Here is a 16067-nt window from a genome sequence, read left to right as displayed (position 1 = left end):
CACGGTGCCGACAACCAGCATTGTCATCAGACACTATGAGTAGCAGGCCCTGAATGAACCAACACGAAACCGCATTTGACTCAGTTTCGCCCCGCGATGTCACCAAGGTTGCTGCGCTCGATATGGGGTCAAACAGTTTCCATCTGGTTGTGGCAAGAATCAATGCTGGCTCCGTTCAGATCCTGCACCGCGTAAAGCAAAAGGTGCGCCTGGCAGAAGGACTCGATGACGAGGATATTCTGTCTCAGGAAGCCATTGACCGGGGATTGCAAACGCTGAGAATTGTGGCGGAAAGCCTCAAAGGTTTCGAGCCGGATTCCGTTCGCATTGTCGCCACGCACACGTTGCGCAAAGCAAAAAACGCAAAAGAGTTTATTCACGCCGCAACAGAGATCTTGCCCTACCCTATCGAAATCATTTCCGGCACCGAAGAGGCCAGATTAATCTATTCCGGGGTTGCGCATACCAGCCACGCCGACGGACAACAACTGGTAGTCGATATTGGCGGCGGTTCTACCGAGTTTATTGTTGGCGAAGGTCTCTCACCACTGATTTGCCGCAGTCTTCAGATGGGGTGCGTGTCTTATACCCAGCGCTTTTTCGCGGATGGTAGACTTACGGCAAAAGCCTTCAAAAAAGCGGTTATCGCTGCAGAACAGGAACTTGAGCTGATAGAAGACAAGTACCGCCGGCTTGGCTGGCAGCAATGTATTGGTACGTCAGGCACGATCAGAACCTTGTGTTTACTGGCCCAGCCTGAGTCTACCGCCAACGCAGAAACCCCTTTAACGCTAAAAGCACTCAACCAGCTGACCAAACAGTTCATCGACGCCGGCCATATAGATAAACTCACTATGCCGGTACTCAGCCCTGACAGAAAAGTGGTTATCGCAGCAGGTCTGGCTATTCTCACGGCAATATTCAAAGCGCTTAAAATCGATAACCTGCAGTACTCCCCGGCGGCACTGCGTGAGGGCGTGCTTTATCAGATGGAAGATGAGTTACATCACGCCGATATCCGGGGCAGGACGGCAGGTAGCCTGGCAACCCGTTACGATGTGGATACAGCCCAGGCCACGCTGGTGCTGAATACAACGTTAGCCTTAATGGATCGCTGCGCCAAAGCCTGGAAACTCAAGCATAAAGACTGTCGCAGCATGTTAGGGTGGGCTGCGCTGCTCCATGAAGTCGGGCTGCAAATTAATTCGCGCGGCGTCCAGCGGCATTCAGCCTATATTCTGGCGAACGTTGATATGCCCGGCTTTACACAGGAACAACAGGAATTGCTGGCGACACTTGTACGCTTCCACCGTAAAAAGATCCGTGTGACTGAAATTCCGACGTTTTATCAGTACGATGTTAATCTGGTGAAGCGACTTATCGCCTTATTACGGTTAGGCGCATTATTGAATATCAAACGCCAGGAAGATTTCATCCCCGAGTTTAACATTGATGCGCAGAAACACGCCTTGTCACTTACCTTCCCGGAAAACTGGCTGGATGGGCGGCCTATTCTGTCAGCCGATTTAGAGCGCGAATCCGATTACTGGAAAGCGCTGGACTTGACCCTGTCAGTAGCCTGAACACGGGTAAATATTGCTTGGGAAGATGCCAGCGGTAAGCCTTTGTTACCGTGCTTCTGCGGTCTGCAGTCTGCAGTCTGCAGTCTGCGCAAAGTATCACCACAATACGTAGCAGGAAAACAGCACCGTGCCCTTACCGGCTTTTGTTGTATTGCTGTGTCGAATAACTTTACACGTCTCTCCTGCTTCGCCAGCACGATTCCTTCAACGCCCTGAATTGCTTAAATTTTGCACAACAGGCGCATTTCTTGAATAAGGTTTCCGTTCAGGACACGCCTCAAGACTTTTCAAACAAGGAACTATCAATATGATACGAGTTTTGTCGCGTTTAGCAGGCGCTATTGCGCTTGCAGCAAGTGTCGCCTTCAGCAGTCAGGCAGCATTAATCACCGTTAACGGCACGTCACTCAATGTAGATGCTGTCAACATTAACGAAATCAGTGCATCATCATTTAATAATTTGTATAGCAATAGCCAGTTCAGTGCTAACACCGGCTGGGAAATCGCAAATGAGATGATCACCTTTATTGCTGAGTTCAACAATCAGTTCGCCATCTACAGCATTTTCAGTGATCGTTTCGATGCCAATACCGGCACCGCAGGCTCGTTAACATTCTCTGCAACAGGAGCAGGAGTCATGATGTTCAGAGATGATCCCGGTGAAACAACGCTGGGCGATACCGTGTTGTATAACTGGGCTGCAGACCGTACTGACGGCCTTATTTGGGGAACCTTTTCCGCTGAAAGCATCAATACGACTCACACGTTTGCAGATGTAGTCGGATTAAATGGCATTACTGTTTACAGCTTTGACGCTAACAACACTCCGTTTATTGCCGGTACGTTTGATTTTATCGACGATGGCGCTGTTATTCGTTACTCCTCGGTGAGCACACCGGCTACGCTTGGAATGCTCACGCTGGCACTTTGCGCGATATGGTTGCGCAGATGTCGCGAATAGCTTATTAAAAGTAAGGGCGAAGAGACACTGTCTCTTCGTTTGCCTGATAGATTACGCCTGTTACTTTTGTGAGGTTCGCTATCCTTTGCAGATAGTGTAAATCAGAATCCGACCGCAACAACCTGGTTTCTGCCTGTATGCTTGGCTTCATACAACGCTGCGTCTGCCTCTTTTACACTATCAAACAAGTCGCTATTCTGTTTAATCTCTACAACGCCAAACGAGGCAGTCAAACGGAAGCGGTGACTCTGGAAGCGCACTTCGTAAGCGTTCACTTCAGAGCGAAGCCTCTCTGCCAGCTGGCTGGCTTCAGCAACATCACTTTGTACAGAGAGGATTAAGAACTCTTCACCACCCATGCGGATAAGGGTGTCTTCTTTACGTAACATCGACTGAATAACCCGTGCGAAATGCTTTAACGCGTAGTCACCGGCCAAATGACCAAAGCGATCATTAATCGACTTGAAGTGATCAATATCACAAACCACAACGGACAGGTTTTGCTGCTGACGCTCTGCAAATGCACAGAGTTTAGGTGCCATTTCATAGTAAAAGTGGCGGTTTTTTGCGCCGGTCAGCGCATCGGTAAACACCCGCAAACGCAGTCGTTCCAGCAATGAGTACATAATACTGACGGCAAATCCGAGTAAAAACAGCATTTGCAGCGAGATGATAGAAATCAATCCCACCATCGTTTGTTGTTCAGAACTGCCGACAAAGACAAACAAATAAAGTGGGCCGCCAATCAGGGTGATAAATAGCGCCACCACCAGCGAGAACATCAGTACCCAGTTGCCTACCGACTCCCGGCTTAAGTAGTGTCTGATACGGGAAAGCGTCATCAGCAGCGGGATCGCACAATTAAACAACATGAGCGCATCGCGCATCACCACGCTGTTCTGATTCCAGTAAAAATGCATGGTAAGCAACTCTACTACAAGAAGGTGACCTGCAATCGCGTAGCGATAGCGCCCTCTTATTGCGTGACCATAACGTTTGGCGACACTGATAAAAACCAGCCAGGCGCTTAAAAGCAGGAAAAGGTTGTAGCACAGAATATACACCTCGCGATAACCGACATGGCGAAGTGACAGCGCGATTTGTGCGAGTGTGGTGAACACCAGAAACAGGCGGGCATAATGCGCCGCTTTTGATTTATGTTTATGTTTTGGCTTAGGCAACGCAAAAGTAAACGCAATGCCGATTAGCGCAACGAGGGTTAATAGCCCTCCTTGAAACATAACGATTTCTTCAATACCCAAAATGATTTACCTGATATACGGTTTACGGGGAGTCAACACAGCATACAGCTAGATCCCCGCCGCAACATCGATATACCGACGTGGCTACTACACTCTGCCCACGTCCATTCCGGGCTGAAAATTTGCGCGAATTATAAGGTAGCCAACTGGTCGGATCAATTGCCTTAAGCCAGAATCTGCCTAACTCCCTGCCAGTACAGAAAAAATAGTTAATGAGACTTGACCGAATGGTAAAATATCTTTCGATGTGAACGCAGTACGACTTAAAGATCTGAGAAATTGCATTGAAAAGCGTCAAAATGTAGTAAAAAGAGAGAAGTTAGAAGAGTGAAGAGATGTGAAATAGCATTCTCTTTCACCAGAAAAGTTACGCTGTTTTACTGCCAATCCGTAATGATTCCAGTACTTTCACCGCGTGAAACTTCTGTTTCGATTCGCGAATTCCTATACGTGTAGTGTGGCTGCATCAGCTGAAATTGGAAAAACCCAAACGTATAAAAAGCTGAAACTGAGGGAAGGAAGCGAGAAACAGGCAGTTGCTTAATTAGAAAAATAAAAAACGGGTATGTGATGTATTAATTCCGCGAACCAGCATGTGCCTGAGCCAGGCAGAAGTAGCTTAGCCTGCCGGAAAAGAGGCGCGAACCGCATCCCCCTTCCGACAGGCCAAGCGGTGTAGTCTACGCCTTTGACGCCTGGTAAATGCTTTCGATAGCGTTATCCAGCGTGGCTTCGAACTCTTCTTCTGATTGCTGAACCGAAATACCTTCAGTCAGTGCACGTGAGAAGCTGGCAATCATGCCCTGGTTTTCAGCCAGTTTTGCGTTAGCATCATCTCGGCTGTAACCGCCGGAAAGTGCAACCACTTTCAATACGCGCGGGTGATCAACTAATTCTTTATAGAAGTTGCTTTGCGTTGGCAGAGTCAGCTTCAGCATCACTTCCTGACCTTCTTCCAGCATATTCAGCTGCGCAAGCATTTCCAGCTTCAGCAGTGCTTCTGCTTCGGCTTTCTCAGGACTGTTGATATCCACCTCAGGCTCAATGATGGGTACCAGCCCTGCCGCCAGGATTTCCTTGCCGACTTCAAATTGCTGCTCGACAACCGCCTTGATCCCTTCATGATTTGCCAGCTTTACGACAGAGCGCATTTTTGTGCCAAACACGTCCTGCGCCACGGCTTTAGCCAAGAGCGCAGCCAATCCGGGCATAGGCTTCATAACCTGTACGCCGTTCTCCTCATCAGCCAGTCCCTTATCCACTTTCAGGAATGGAACAACGCGCTTTTTCTGCCACAAGTAGTGCGCAGATGACATACCTTCAATATCACGATCCAGCGTGTTTTCGAACAAAATCGCGCCAAGCACGCGTTCGCCACTAAAAGCGTTGCTAGTAATGATACGCGTACGCATCTGGTGAACCATTTCAAACATTTCGTCATCGTTGTTGTACGCGGACTCGTCAACACCGTAAAGTTTCAATGCTTTTGGCGTGCTACCGCCACTTTGGTCAAGGGCTGCAATAAAACCGGTCTGGGTTTTAACCTTATCCAGCATAGCTTGCTGAGCTTGTGATGCCATTAGCAACACTCCTTTTGTATTTTCTGCCCGCAGGCAGGTGTAGGGTTAGTTTTTCGCTGGCGCACGTCACTGTCTCGCCAGCGATTTGTGGCTCTCGCCAAACGGACTGGTTTTATTTATTTTTTTCTTCCAGTACCGCAACTGCCGGCAGCGTTTTACCTTCTAAAAACTCCAGAAAGGCACCACCACCGGTAGAGATATACGATATCTTATCAGCGATTTCATATTTATCTACTGCCGCAAGTGTATCGCCGCCACCCGCAATCGAAAAGGCGTCACTTTCTGCAATCGCCTGTGACAGCGATTTGGTGCCGGCACTAAACTGCTCAAACTCAAATACGCCCACCGGGCCATTCCACACAATCGTTCCGGCATTTTTCAAAATGGTTTCCAGCGCTGCTGAAGAATCCGGGCCGATGTCAAAAATCATATCGCCGTCAGTCACGTCGCTTACCGCTTTCAGCGTTGCCGGCGTGTTCTCATCAAAGGCTTCTCCAACCACCACATCGGTAGGAACCGGAATATCGCCGCCGTTGTCCTGGGCTTGTTTCATCAAGCGTTTCGCTTCGTCAACCAGGTCCATTTCCACCAGTGACTTGCCCACGTTGTGCCCTTGGGCGGCAATAAAGGTATTGGCAATCCCGCCGCCCACAATCAATTGGTCCACTTTTTCTGCCAGTGACTTCAGCACTGTCAGCTTGGTTGAGACTTTAGAGCCGCCAACAATCGCCACCATAGGACGTGCCGGGTTATCCAGGGCTTTGCCTAAGGCATCCAGTTCCGCTGCCAGCAATGGTCCGGCTACGGCTTTCGGTGCAAATTTTGCCACGCCATGAGTAGAGGCCTGTGCGCGGTGGGCTGTACCAAACGCGTCCATCACAAAGATATCGCAGAGCGACGCGTACTGTTTTGATAAGGTTTCGTCGTCTTTCTTTTCGCCCTTATTGAAGCGAACATTTTCCAGTACCAACACTTCTCCGGCGTTGGCATTTACGCCGTCCAGATACTCTTTTACCAGAGAAACGGGGGCGTCCAGCGCGTCATTAAGGTAATCTACGACCGGCTGCAGCGAAAACTCATCCTCTGGTTCGCCTTCCGTCGGGCGACCTAGGTGTGACATCACCATAACGGCGGCACCGCCTTCCAGCGCCGCTTTAATGGTTGGAATAGACGCTTTAATACGGGCATCAGACGTCACTTTACCGTTTTTTACCGGCACGTTCAGATCCTGTCTGATCAGCACGCGCTGACCAGATAGTGAAACGTCCTGCATAGTTGGAATAGCCATAGAATTTCCCTTATCTGTTTATATTGAATCGGTTTGGCTGACACGATGCATTGCCAGCGCAGTATCTATCATTCGATTTGCGAAGCCCCATTCGTTATCACACCACACAAGCGTTTTTACCAGATGTTTGTGACTCACGCGGGTTTGGGTTCCGTCTACAATGCACGAATGCGGATCATGATTAAAATCAACCGAAACCAGCGGCTCTTCAGTATAATCCAGTATGCCTGCCAGACGGCCATGTTTCACTTTTGCCAGTGCTTCGTTGACCTCTGCAATCGTGACTTCGCGTGTTGTGGTAACGCTCAAATCCATCGCCGTAACGTTGATCGTGGGCACACGCACCGCAATCGCTTCAAATTTGCCAGCAAACTTAGGCAGGATCCGTTCGATACCGCGGGCCAGCCTGGTATCTACCGGAATAATTGACTGACTGGCAGCCCGGGTACGGCGAAGATCGTCATGATAGGCATCAATGACCTGCTGGTCATGCATCGACGAATGAATGGTGGTAATGGTGCCGCTTATTACCTCAAACGCATCATCTAAGGCCTGAATGACCGGTACAATACAATTGGTTGTACAGGAGCCGTTAGAGACAAGTCTCTGCTCCGGCGTCAGCGTTTCTTCGTTGCTGCCGAAGATAATCGTATTATCTAAATCCGGTGTGCCCGGCGAGGAAAAGAGTACACGTTGCGCGCCGGCGTCAAGATGGGCCTGTCCGGAAGCCCTGTCATCGAACACACCGGTGCACTCCAGCACCAAATCGATGCCCAGCTCACGCCAGGGCAATAAGTCGATATCAGGTTGTGCCAGTAAGCGGATGGCATTACCGGCAACTATCAGATTTTCATTTTCAAGATGCACATCAAAAGCAAACCGCCCGTGGGCGGTGTCGTACTTTAGCAGATGTGCGATGCCTTCGGGTTTGGCGACATCATTGATTGCAACCACTTCGATAAGTCGATTGCGCCCGCTTTCAAACAGCGCGCGCAACACGTTGCGTCCAATACGACCAAATCCATTTATGGCAACTCTTAACATATTACCGCCTGTTGCCTGATTGGGTTACAGTGAGAGTGCAGCCTCAACTACCGCCTCAGTAGTAATGTTGAAATGTTTAAACAGGTCTCCCGCAGGGGCTGATTCACCAAAAGTGTCCATACCTACGATAGCACCGTTAAAGCCAACGTATTTGTGCCAGCTGTCTTTCGATAAGGCTTCCACCGCAACACGTTTAGTAACGTCTGAAGGTAGCACGCTTTCTTTGTAGTCTGCATCCTGACGATCAAATACATCAGTACACGGCATTGAAACCACGCGAACCTGCTTGCCTTGGGCTGTTAACTTTTCTGCTGCTTCTACCGCCAACTGCACTTCAGAGCCGGTACCAATCAGAATCAGTTCCGGTTTGCCATCGCAATCAATCAGCGTATAGCCACCCTTCTCAATCGCCGCCACCTGTTCAGGCGTTCGCGACTGTTGTGGCATGCCCTGACGGGTAAAGATCAGTGTCGTCGGGCCATCGTTGCGCAGAATAGCCGATTTCCAAGATACAGCAGATTCGACCTGATCACACGGACGCCAGTTATCCAGGTTCGGGGTGGCACGCAGCGCGACAACTTGCTCAACCGGTTGGTGGGTCGGGCCATCTTCACCCAATCCAATGGAATCGTGGGTGTAAACAAAAATCACGGGCTGTTTCATCAGTGCTGCCATGCGAACCGCATTACGTGCATATTCCATAAACATCAGGAACGTGGCGCCATAGGCTTTAAAACCGCCGTGCAACGTAATGCCGTTCATCATTGCCGACATACCAAATTCACGTACACCGTAATAAACATAGTTGCCTGAGGCGTCGTCTTTCTCTACCCCTTTACTGCCTGACCAGATTGTCAGATTTGAACCTGCTAGGTCGGCAGAGCCACCCAGTAGCTCAGGTAGCAGTGGTCCGAACGCATTCAACGCATTTTGCGACGCTTTACGTGACGCAATATTGTCAGGATTGGCCTGAAGATCAGCGATGATCTTATCTGCATCCGCCACGAAAGTGTCGGGCAGTTCACCCGCGACGCGACGTTTGAATTCTGCGGCAAGTTCAGGATACGCCTTTGCATAAGCGTCAAACTTTGCATTCCACTCACTTTCCGCTTTCTGACCTGCGTCTTTTGCGCTCCAGCCTGAATAAATATCTTCTGGTACTTCAAAAGCAGGATGTGGCCAGTTAAGCGCCTCACGGGTACTGGCAATTTCATCGTCACCTAATGGTGCACCGTGGCATGACTCGGTGCCCTGCTTATTCGGCGCACCAAATCCAATTACCGTACGCGCGCAAATCAGCGTAGGCTGCGAGGTATTTTCACGCGCAGTATTAATTGCTGTCGCTACCTGCTCGGCATCGTGGCCATCAATATCTTCAATTACCTGCCAGCCGTAAGCGCGGAAACGCTCTGGCGTATTATCGGTAAACCAGCCTTCCACTTCGCCATCAATAGAGATGCCATTGTCATCCCAGAACGCGATCAGTTTACCCAGACCTAACGTGCCGGCCAGTGAACAGGTTTCATGTGAGATGCCTTCCATCAGGCATCCATCACCTAAAAAGGCATAGGTGTAATGATCAACGATGTCATGACCATCACGGTTAAATTGGGCCGCCAGCACCTTTTCCGCCAGCGCCATACCGACCGCGTTGCTAATTCCCTGCCCCAGTGGACCTGTTGTGGTTTCTACGCCAGGCGCATAACCATACTCCGGGTGTCCCGGCGTTTTCGAGTGCAACTGGCGGAACTGCTTCAGCTCTTCAATTGGCAGGTCATAGCCCGACAGATGAAGCAGAGAATACAGTAGCATCGAGCCATGACCGTTTGATAACACAAAGCGGTCGCGGTTTGCCCAATCCGGATTGTTCGGATTGTGTGAAAGAAAATCACCCCACAATACCTGAGCAATGTCGGCCATTCCCATAGGTGCGCCAGGGTGTCCTGACTTGGCTTGTTGTACGGCATCCATACTTAACGCGCGAATGGCGTTGGCGAGTTCACGGCGAGAAGGCATGTGGTCTCCTGATTGTTTTTTCGAAGATCGAGCTGACGTTTTGCGCGCGTATTCGTGAACACTGCGCTGACGTTGTCTGCCCGCTTATCTGAGTGTTTGAGTATTCTTACTCATGGACACATTCAGTTCAATGGATTTTACTTACCAAATCCGGCAGCCAGATTATGAAATTAAAAATTATTGCCGATTTACTGTTAAGGTCTCTTGATCATTGATCTACGAATTTTTGAACCCTTAACTGGCAATTTGACTATTTACACAGGTCCGGTCTGTCAACAAATCGTAACGAATGGACTTTTAGACGTCCAGAAGTAAAGACTGGTATTTTAATGCTAAATCGGTACAATGCCGCGTTTAGTTAGTGAAAACACTCACGGAGATTTTATGGCCACGCATTTGTTCACGTCCGAGTCAGTGTCAGAAGGACATCCGGATAAAATCGCAGATCAGATTTCTGATGCGGTGCTTGATGCCATTTTAGAGCAGGACCCAACAGCTAGGGTGGCCTGTGAAACCTATGTAAAAACCGGCATGGTACTGGTTGGTGGAGAAATTACCACCTCTGCCTGGGTTGATATAGAAGAGCTTACCCGTCAAACGGTGAAAGATATTGGCTATACCCATTCTGATATGGGTTTTGACGCTGATTCATGCGCCGTGTTGAATGCCATTGGCAAACAGTCACCTGACATTAATCAGGGCGTCGACAGACAAAGTCCCGAAGAACAGGGGGCAGGTGACCAGGGTTTAATGTTTGGTTACGCATCAGATGAGACCGAGGTGCTGATGCCTGCGCCAATCACGTATTCACACCGTCTTGTACAGCGCCAGGCAGAAGTCCGTAAGTCTGGTAAATTAGACTGGCTGCGTCCTGATGCCAAAAGTCAGGTGACCTTCAAGTACGAAAACGACAAGCCTGTAGGCATTGACGCCGTGGTTCTGTCAACGCAACACTGCGATACCGTTAGTACCGCGCAGGTGCGCGAAGCTGTGATGGAAGAAATCATCAAGCCGGTGTTGCCAGCAGAGTGGCTGGATAATAAGACCCAGTTCCATATTAACCCAACCGGACGTTTTGTTATTGGCGGCCCGATGGGAGACTGTGGTCTGACAGGCCGCAAGATCATTGTTGACACTTATGGCGGTATGGCGCGACACGGTGGTGGCGCGTTCTCAGGAAAAGATCCATCAAAAGTAGACCGTTCAGCGGCTTACGCGGGTCGCTATGTTGCCAAAAATATCGTGGCAGCAGGTCTTGCTAAACGCTGTGAAATTCAGGTTTCCTACGCTATCGGCGTCGCACAGCCTACCTCAATAAGCATCGAAACCTTCGGGACAGGCAAAGTTGACGAAGCCACTCTGGTTGCCCTTGTGCGTGAGCATTTTGATCTTCGTCCTTATGGCTTAATTAAGATGCTGGATCTGGAACGTCCTATCTATCGCGCAACCGCAGCTTACGGACATTTCGGACGCGATCTTTTCCCTTGGGAAAAAACCGATAAAGCAGAAGCGCTGCGAGCCAGCGTGTAAACGATGATCGTCGCGTTGTTGTTACCGTCGGCAATGGCGGAAACAACAACGCAGGCGCATCGCCCCTCTATATACCACCTTCTTCAATACTTATAACTTTTAGCGCTATAAGTGAGTGTAAACTAATCAAAAAAGACTCATCCATAATTTCAAATGTGGCGTACACGAGTCTACAATGTAAAAACATGCCTTTGAAAAACGACTGTCCGTGGCTTCGATAACGCCTTAAAAGAGAGCGGTAGTGAGGCGAAGCGACAACAATAAGCACAGCGTTCTATCAGGTAGCGATAACACTCAAACTGGAACCCATCACATGGACAATCCGTGGCGGTTGCTTGCTTTTGCTGTTTTATTTTCTGGTCCGGTTATGGCCGACAATGCACCCGGTGTTGCTGTGCCTGAAGCTCGGCTTCCCTTGCTTTCCACGCCACAACCGTCTGCAATCAGTTTCAGAAGCGCGCTGTTACCTAAATGGTCATTTGATGTTCGTCATGATCGTGCCGTTCCGCATAATTCAGTTTGGATTGACAATATCTCTCAGCACTCCCCTATCGATTCTATACGTTTGTCTGCAAGCAGAACTATCTCAGCGTCATCCGGTCAGCGGATTTTTGCGAGCGTTCAGGCCAGTAATGACTTTTATACCCGATCGCTGGACTGGCTGGTGTTACCGGGCAATGCTGGTGTAGCTGCCAGCGTAGGCTGGTTCATCGGAGAAGTTGATAGCCTGAATATGGCCGTGGAGTATGAGTACCGTGAAGTGGGTGAAACCGATGTGAATTCACTGAACTTAGGGGTTCACTATTACTTCTGACAAATTCTGTCCACAATTGCCGCAACGTGCTCGGCAGTGGTGTCTATCAGCGGTATCGGCGAGTTTTCCTGCTTAACCAGCAATCCAATTTCAGTACACCCTAACACAATGGCTTCGGCGCCGCGGGCCCGAAGCTTTTGGATGATTTCCAGATAGCGCTGCTGAGATGCGTTATTGATTATGCCTTTGCACAGTTCTTCATAAATAATACTGTGAACCACCTCTCTGTCGGGTTCATCCGGTACCACAACGTCAAGCTGGTGAGCGGCAAGCCGATCACGGTAAAACGCTTGCTCCATAGTAAAACGCGTACCCAGCAATCCGACTTTTAGTGCACCAACATGGTGACAGCGCTTTGCCGTCGCATCCGCGATATGAATAAGCGGTACTGGTATAGTGAGGGCAACTTCGCCCGCCACTTTATGCATGGTGTTTGTCGCAATAACAATCGCCTGCGCGCCGCCCTGACAGAGCAGGCTGGCGCTATGACAAAGCGCCTCGGTGAGTGCGCCCCAGTTATTATCATGTTGCCACTGACTGATTTGCTCGAAATCTACACTGTGAATAAGCAAGTCTGCGCTGTGCAGTCCGCCCAGGCGATGGGCTACCTGCTGATTAATCTGTTGATAATAGCTTTGCGTCGACTGCCAGCTCATCCCACCGATGATGCCAATGCGAACCGGGTTGTTGCTCATCCCGCACCTGCCTGTGACTGCTTTGCGATATCACTCGCCTCACGCGTTGCCATAAAGGTTTTCTGGATCAGTTCTGCATCAACACTCGCACGATGCCGGGCATCGCACTCCGGAATATGAATACGCTGTTTAACGTCATGCCAGGAATGCATCTGGTACTCGTTTAACACATACTCCAGTGCAGACAGCCTGAAGGTCATACGGACACCCGCTTCTGCGAAGAGCTTAATCAACCAGGGATGATCGACTACCCAGCCATCTGAATAGGCGGTTCTGTCCCCCATAAAGGTATTAAGCTCACGGCATACCAGCACCGGATCGGCGCCGTATTCAGCAAGCAGCTTACGACTGATACCGTGAAGCTGCTCAGCGGAATCATCCCAGTGCGACCATGACGAAAATGGACGAATCAGGCGACAAAAGCGCGCACCATCAGACCGGGCCACACCGATTTCAATCGGGTAGCTATTCGAACCAAAGCCGCTGGCTTCAACATCCAGTATTGTGGGGGGGTCTAAAAAGGTTGGCAACCTGCAAGCCTTTAAAACGTGTCGATACTCTAACGCTACGGCTCATGCGCGATAAGTGCAAGGTTAAAGCGCATAAAAAACGAATATGGAAACATCTCACGCATCAAGGTAATACATTCAAGCCATGATTTTGCGTCGCGCAACCTGAGAAGACCGGACCTACCTGCAACACGCATCATTGTGTAAATTTTACCCGCTCACCGGTATTCAACAAGCTTTCACCATGCGCATGATGATATATTCAAAGCGCAGTAGAATAAAAATAGAGTCAGGGTTGTGTGCGTTCACTGTGCGTGGCTAACATAAACTGGTTACCTTCTCAGGACGGACCGCGTGAGCTCACCCCCTGAAAGTTAATGCGGCCAGTGACTTTATGCTACACACCGAATTTCCATCCTCTCGCAACTGCTTGTGTCTTGCGTACCTCCACAACACCGTAACGGCGGCCATGGCTTAGAGGCAGTGCGCGTAAATAAATACTGGCAAGAATTTCGCATCGCATTAGTATGCTTATATGAACGACGATGGCACCTGCCATCCACTAATAAAATCGCCAATGCCCCAACACGCGTTTCAATATCAGCCCACAAAGGATGCCGACAGCCGGCAGTCACCAGTAGCCGGATCGTTTTTCCACAGTCGAAACCTGCTGTGTGCGCTGGTGCTTTGTGTTTTAGGGCTGACGGTGCTAATCGGCGTGGCGTCATTCAACACGAGGGCGCTACAAAATGAGGTCGATAGGATTTTTTTTAATCGACTCCCTGCCTCCTCACAGACCCTTAACACCATACAGACACGTTTAGAAACACTGAGCTCACTACTCCCCGACTACGCGCAACCGCGGTTACTGTTGGCCAAGCTGTATCTGATCAGAGCCAAAGCGGGAATAGATGCCAATAGTGCGCGGCCGGATTTTTTAAGTGCAGCCAGACATCAGTTAGAACAAGTCAGAATGCAACAGCCTACGCATTATCCCGCCATTGGCATGACGGTCTGGCTTGAGTCGCAATCAGGATTACCGCTGGAGGAACGCTTGCCTGCGCTTCGTCTGGCGCTACATAACGGCGCACTTGAAAAAACCAACCAGTGGCTGTTAGGACCCGTTGTTGTGGCTGACTGGCATTACTTGCCAGATGACTTACAGGCGCTTAGCGGTCCGATGATAAAAAGTATGCTGTCTGAGCAGGAAAGCCGACATCGTATTCTTGATGCAATGTACACCCATCAGCGCTTCCTACCGTTTACCCAATTTTCTCCTAACCGGGACACGTCCTATTTGCTGAGAACCTTGCATGCCATATATGTTAGCCCTAAGAGCCGCTGATTTACCGACAAAAACAGCGGCAGTTCTGCTTTGTGCGATGCTGGTTGTCATACCATGGCTACACGGTGCTGAGCTGTTATGGGAGCAAATGTTCGCCGCTGCTCTGATTTTTCTGAGTTTTTCGATGCTGTTGCTGAGCCACTCCCGCGACAAAGTACGTCATTCTGCTGTCAGATTCAGTGTGATATTTGGCGTCATCTGGATTTGTTATCACGTACTGTACCTTATCCCGATGCCACTGAGTTTACTCAAATTGTTGAGCCCATCGGCCTTTTCCTGGTACACCCACCCGCTGATGAGCGAGTCGCCAGCGTTGAGCCTCTATCGGTTTGCGACGCTTACCGAAGTGATAAAATTTGCCGCACTGGTAGCGCTTATTCCTCTTGTATATCGCCTTTGCCAATTCAGGCAGGCAGCCCAGCTCCTCATTATTGTCATGGTGCTCACCGCAGCAGCCACCAGTATTTACAGCCTGCTTAATTTTGCAACAGAGGGCCGTTTCGATATCGTTCCGGCTATCCCACCCTGGGATTATCCCTGGCAGGAGGGGATCCGCGGGACCTACAGTTACAAAAACCAGTATGCAGTTTATCTCGCGATGTCTGTCGCTCTTGGAACGGGCTGGTGTATGTCGATATATCAGTCCATACGCCTGCGAAACGTCGCAGTTACCCACTGGCTGTTCAGCCTGTCATTTTTAAAGTTGGCAACGGTTGTCACGCTAACGGGATTACTGTACATCACGCTACTCAATACTGCGTCTCGCGGGGCAGTGTTGTCGCTGTCATTAAGTTTACTGTTGGTTTTTGGAAGTTATGTGCTGCTTCAGGCAGACCGGCGACGTGCACTGATGCGCCCTCGTGTGCTTATTGCGGGCAGCCTTGCAGTAATCGTCGGGGCGTTATTGTTCTTACAGTCATCCGCTTTTGAACGTTTCACCAACTACGAGTTTGAGGACAATGGCAGGCAGCAGCTTCGCGAAACCGCAATGCATGTTATTGCTGACTTTCCGCTTACCGGCACTGGCGCTGGCACTTACCCCTACGTCCAACACAATTATAAACCCGCTTCGCTGGGAAACAGTGGCATGTCTCAACGTGCTCATAATGACTATCTGGAAACGCTTGCAACTCAGGGTATTATCGGCACAGGACTGACTGTACTTTTTATCGGCGCATTACTCAGCAGCGTGTTTAAACGCAGCAACGCTGGCGCATCTCCGTACCTGCTGGCGTGTCGCTGCAGTGTGCTGACAATGTTGATTCAGTCTGCTATCGACGTGAATCTGTCTACCCTCTGGCTACCCGTCTTTTTTATTATTATTTGTGTGCTGGGTTGTTATTTCAGGGAGACCTCACAGTCAAGCCGTACGCAGAGTGAGGGCGATGAAGCAGAGCAGGCCAGACAGCGCTGATGTAAAACGAGACATGCGCACCACGG

13 protein-coding genes are annotated in these 16067 nt (G+C 49.8%); 6 read left to right on the top strand and 7 right to left on the bottom strand.

Features of this window, described 5'->3' with window-relative positions; all coding sequences use genetic code 11:
- Positions 1-53: 53 nt before the first annotated feature.
- Positions 54-1583 carry an exopolyphosphatase gene (gene ppx / locus JKP77_RS05645; RefSeq protein WP_218310233.1) on the top strand — a complete coding sequence of 510 codons (1530 nt, stop codon included), beginning with the start codon at positions 54-56 and terminating at the stop codon, positions 1581-1583.
- A gap of 307 nt (positions 1584-1890) precedes the next feature.
- Complete coding sequence (locus JKP77_RS05640) at positions 1891-2544, top strand: hypothetical protein (RefSeq protein WP_218310232.1); 654 nt, start codon at positions 1891-1893, stop codon at positions 2542-2544.
- A 101-nt stretch (positions 2545-2645) separates the two neighbouring features.
- Here the strand turns inward: JKP77_RS05640 and JKP77_RS05635 are convergent, their stop codons facing one another.
- The 5 genes from JKP77_RS05635 to tkt all read right to left on the bottom strand — a co-directional run bounded on the left by JKP77_RS05635 (position 2646) and on the right by tkt (position 9734).
- Positions 2646-3806: a GGDEF domain-containing protein gene (locus JKP77_RS05635; protein ID WP_218310231.1), complete on the bottom strand. Its 1161-nt coding sequence runs from the start codon at positions 3804-3806 to the stop codon at positions 2646-2648.
- 680 nt (positions 3807-4486) lie between these two features.
- Positions 4487-5386, bottom strand: a complete 900-nt coding sequence (locus tag JKP77_RS05630) for a fructose bisphosphate aldolase (protein WP_218310230.1) — start codon at positions 5384-5386, stop codon at positions 4487-4489.
- 112 nt (positions 5387-5498) lie between these two features.
- The gene (locus tag JKP77_RS05625) at positions 5499-6674 is read right to left on the bottom strand and encodes a phosphoglycerate kinase (protein ID WP_218310229.1); all 1176 of its coding nucleotides are present in this window, start codon (positions 6672-6674) and stop codon (positions 5499-5501) included.
- An 18-nt stretch (positions 6675-6692) separates the two neighbouring features.
- Positions 6693-7718 (bottom strand): erythrose-4-phosphate dehydrogenase, encoded by a 1026-nt coding sequence (gene epd, locus JKP77_RS05620; protein ID WP_218310228.1) that lies wholly within the window; start codon positions 7716-7718, stop codon positions 6693-6695.
- Positions 7719-7742: 24 nt separating this feature from the next.
- Positions 7743-9734, bottom strand: coding sequence for a transketolase (gene tkt / locus JKP77_RS05615; protein ID WP_218310227.1), 1992 nt, complete (start codon positions 9732-9734; stop codon positions 7743-7745).
- Between the two features lie 384 nt (positions 9735-10118).
- Between tkt and metK the strand changes: the two genes are divergently transcribed.
- Positions 10119-11264 carry a methionine adenosyltransferase gene (gene metK / locus JKP77_RS05610; RefSeq protein ID WP_218310226.1) on the top strand — a complete coding sequence of 382 codons (1146 nt, stop codon included), beginning with the start codon at positions 10119-10121 and terminating at the stop codon, positions 11262-11264.
- A 313-nt stretch (positions 11265-11577) separates the two neighbouring features.
- Positions 11578-12078, top strand: coding sequence for a hypothetical protein (locus JKP77_RS05605; RefSeq protein ID WP_218310225.1), 501 nt, complete (start codon positions 11578-11580; stop codon positions 12076-12078).
- Here the strand turns inward: JKP77_RS05605 and JKP77_RS05600 are convergent.
- Together JKP77_RS05600 and JKP77_RS05595 are read right to left on the bottom strand one after the other, a co-directional pair.
- Positions 12069-12773 carry an aspartate/glutamate racemase family protein gene (locus JKP77_RS05600; RefSeq protein ID WP_218310224.1) on the bottom strand — a complete coding sequence of 235 codons (705 nt, stop codon included), beginning with the start codon at positions 12771-12773 and terminating at the stop codon, positions 12069-12071. The genes JKP77_RS05605 and JKP77_RS05600 overlap by 10 nt on opposite strands.
- A complete protein-coding gene (locus tag JKP77_RS05595) occupies positions 12770-13303 on the bottom strand; it encodes a 3'-5' exonuclease (protein ID WP_218310223.1) in 534 nt (177 codons plus the stop codon). Before JKP77_RS05595 ends, JKP77_RS05600 begins: the two co-directional genes overlap by 4 nt.
- 514 nt (positions 13304-13817) lie before the next feature.
- On the opposite strand from JKP77_RS05595, the gene JKP77_RS05590 reads away from it, so the two are divergent.
- Positions 13818-14627: a hypothetical protein gene (locus tag JKP77_RS05590; protein ID WP_218310222.1), complete on the top strand. Its 810-nt coding sequence runs from the start codon at positions 13818-13820 to the stop codon at positions 14625-14627.
- Entirely contained in the window at positions 14596-16041 is a 1446-nt protein-coding gene (locus JKP77_RS05585; RefSeq protein WP_218310221.1) for an O-antigen ligase family protein, read from the top strand. Before JKP77_RS05590 ends, JKP77_RS05585 begins: the two co-directional genes overlap by 32 nt.
- Positions 16042-16067: the final 26 nt, after the last annotated feature.

This window comes from Alteromonas antoniana (assembly GCF_019249295.1).
In the GTDB taxonomy this organism is placed as follows: Bacteria; Pseudomonadota; Gammaproteobacteria; order Enterobacterales; family Alteromonadaceae; genus Alteromonas; species Alteromonas antoniana.
This window is presented reverse-complemented; position numbering and strand designations above follow the sequence as displayed.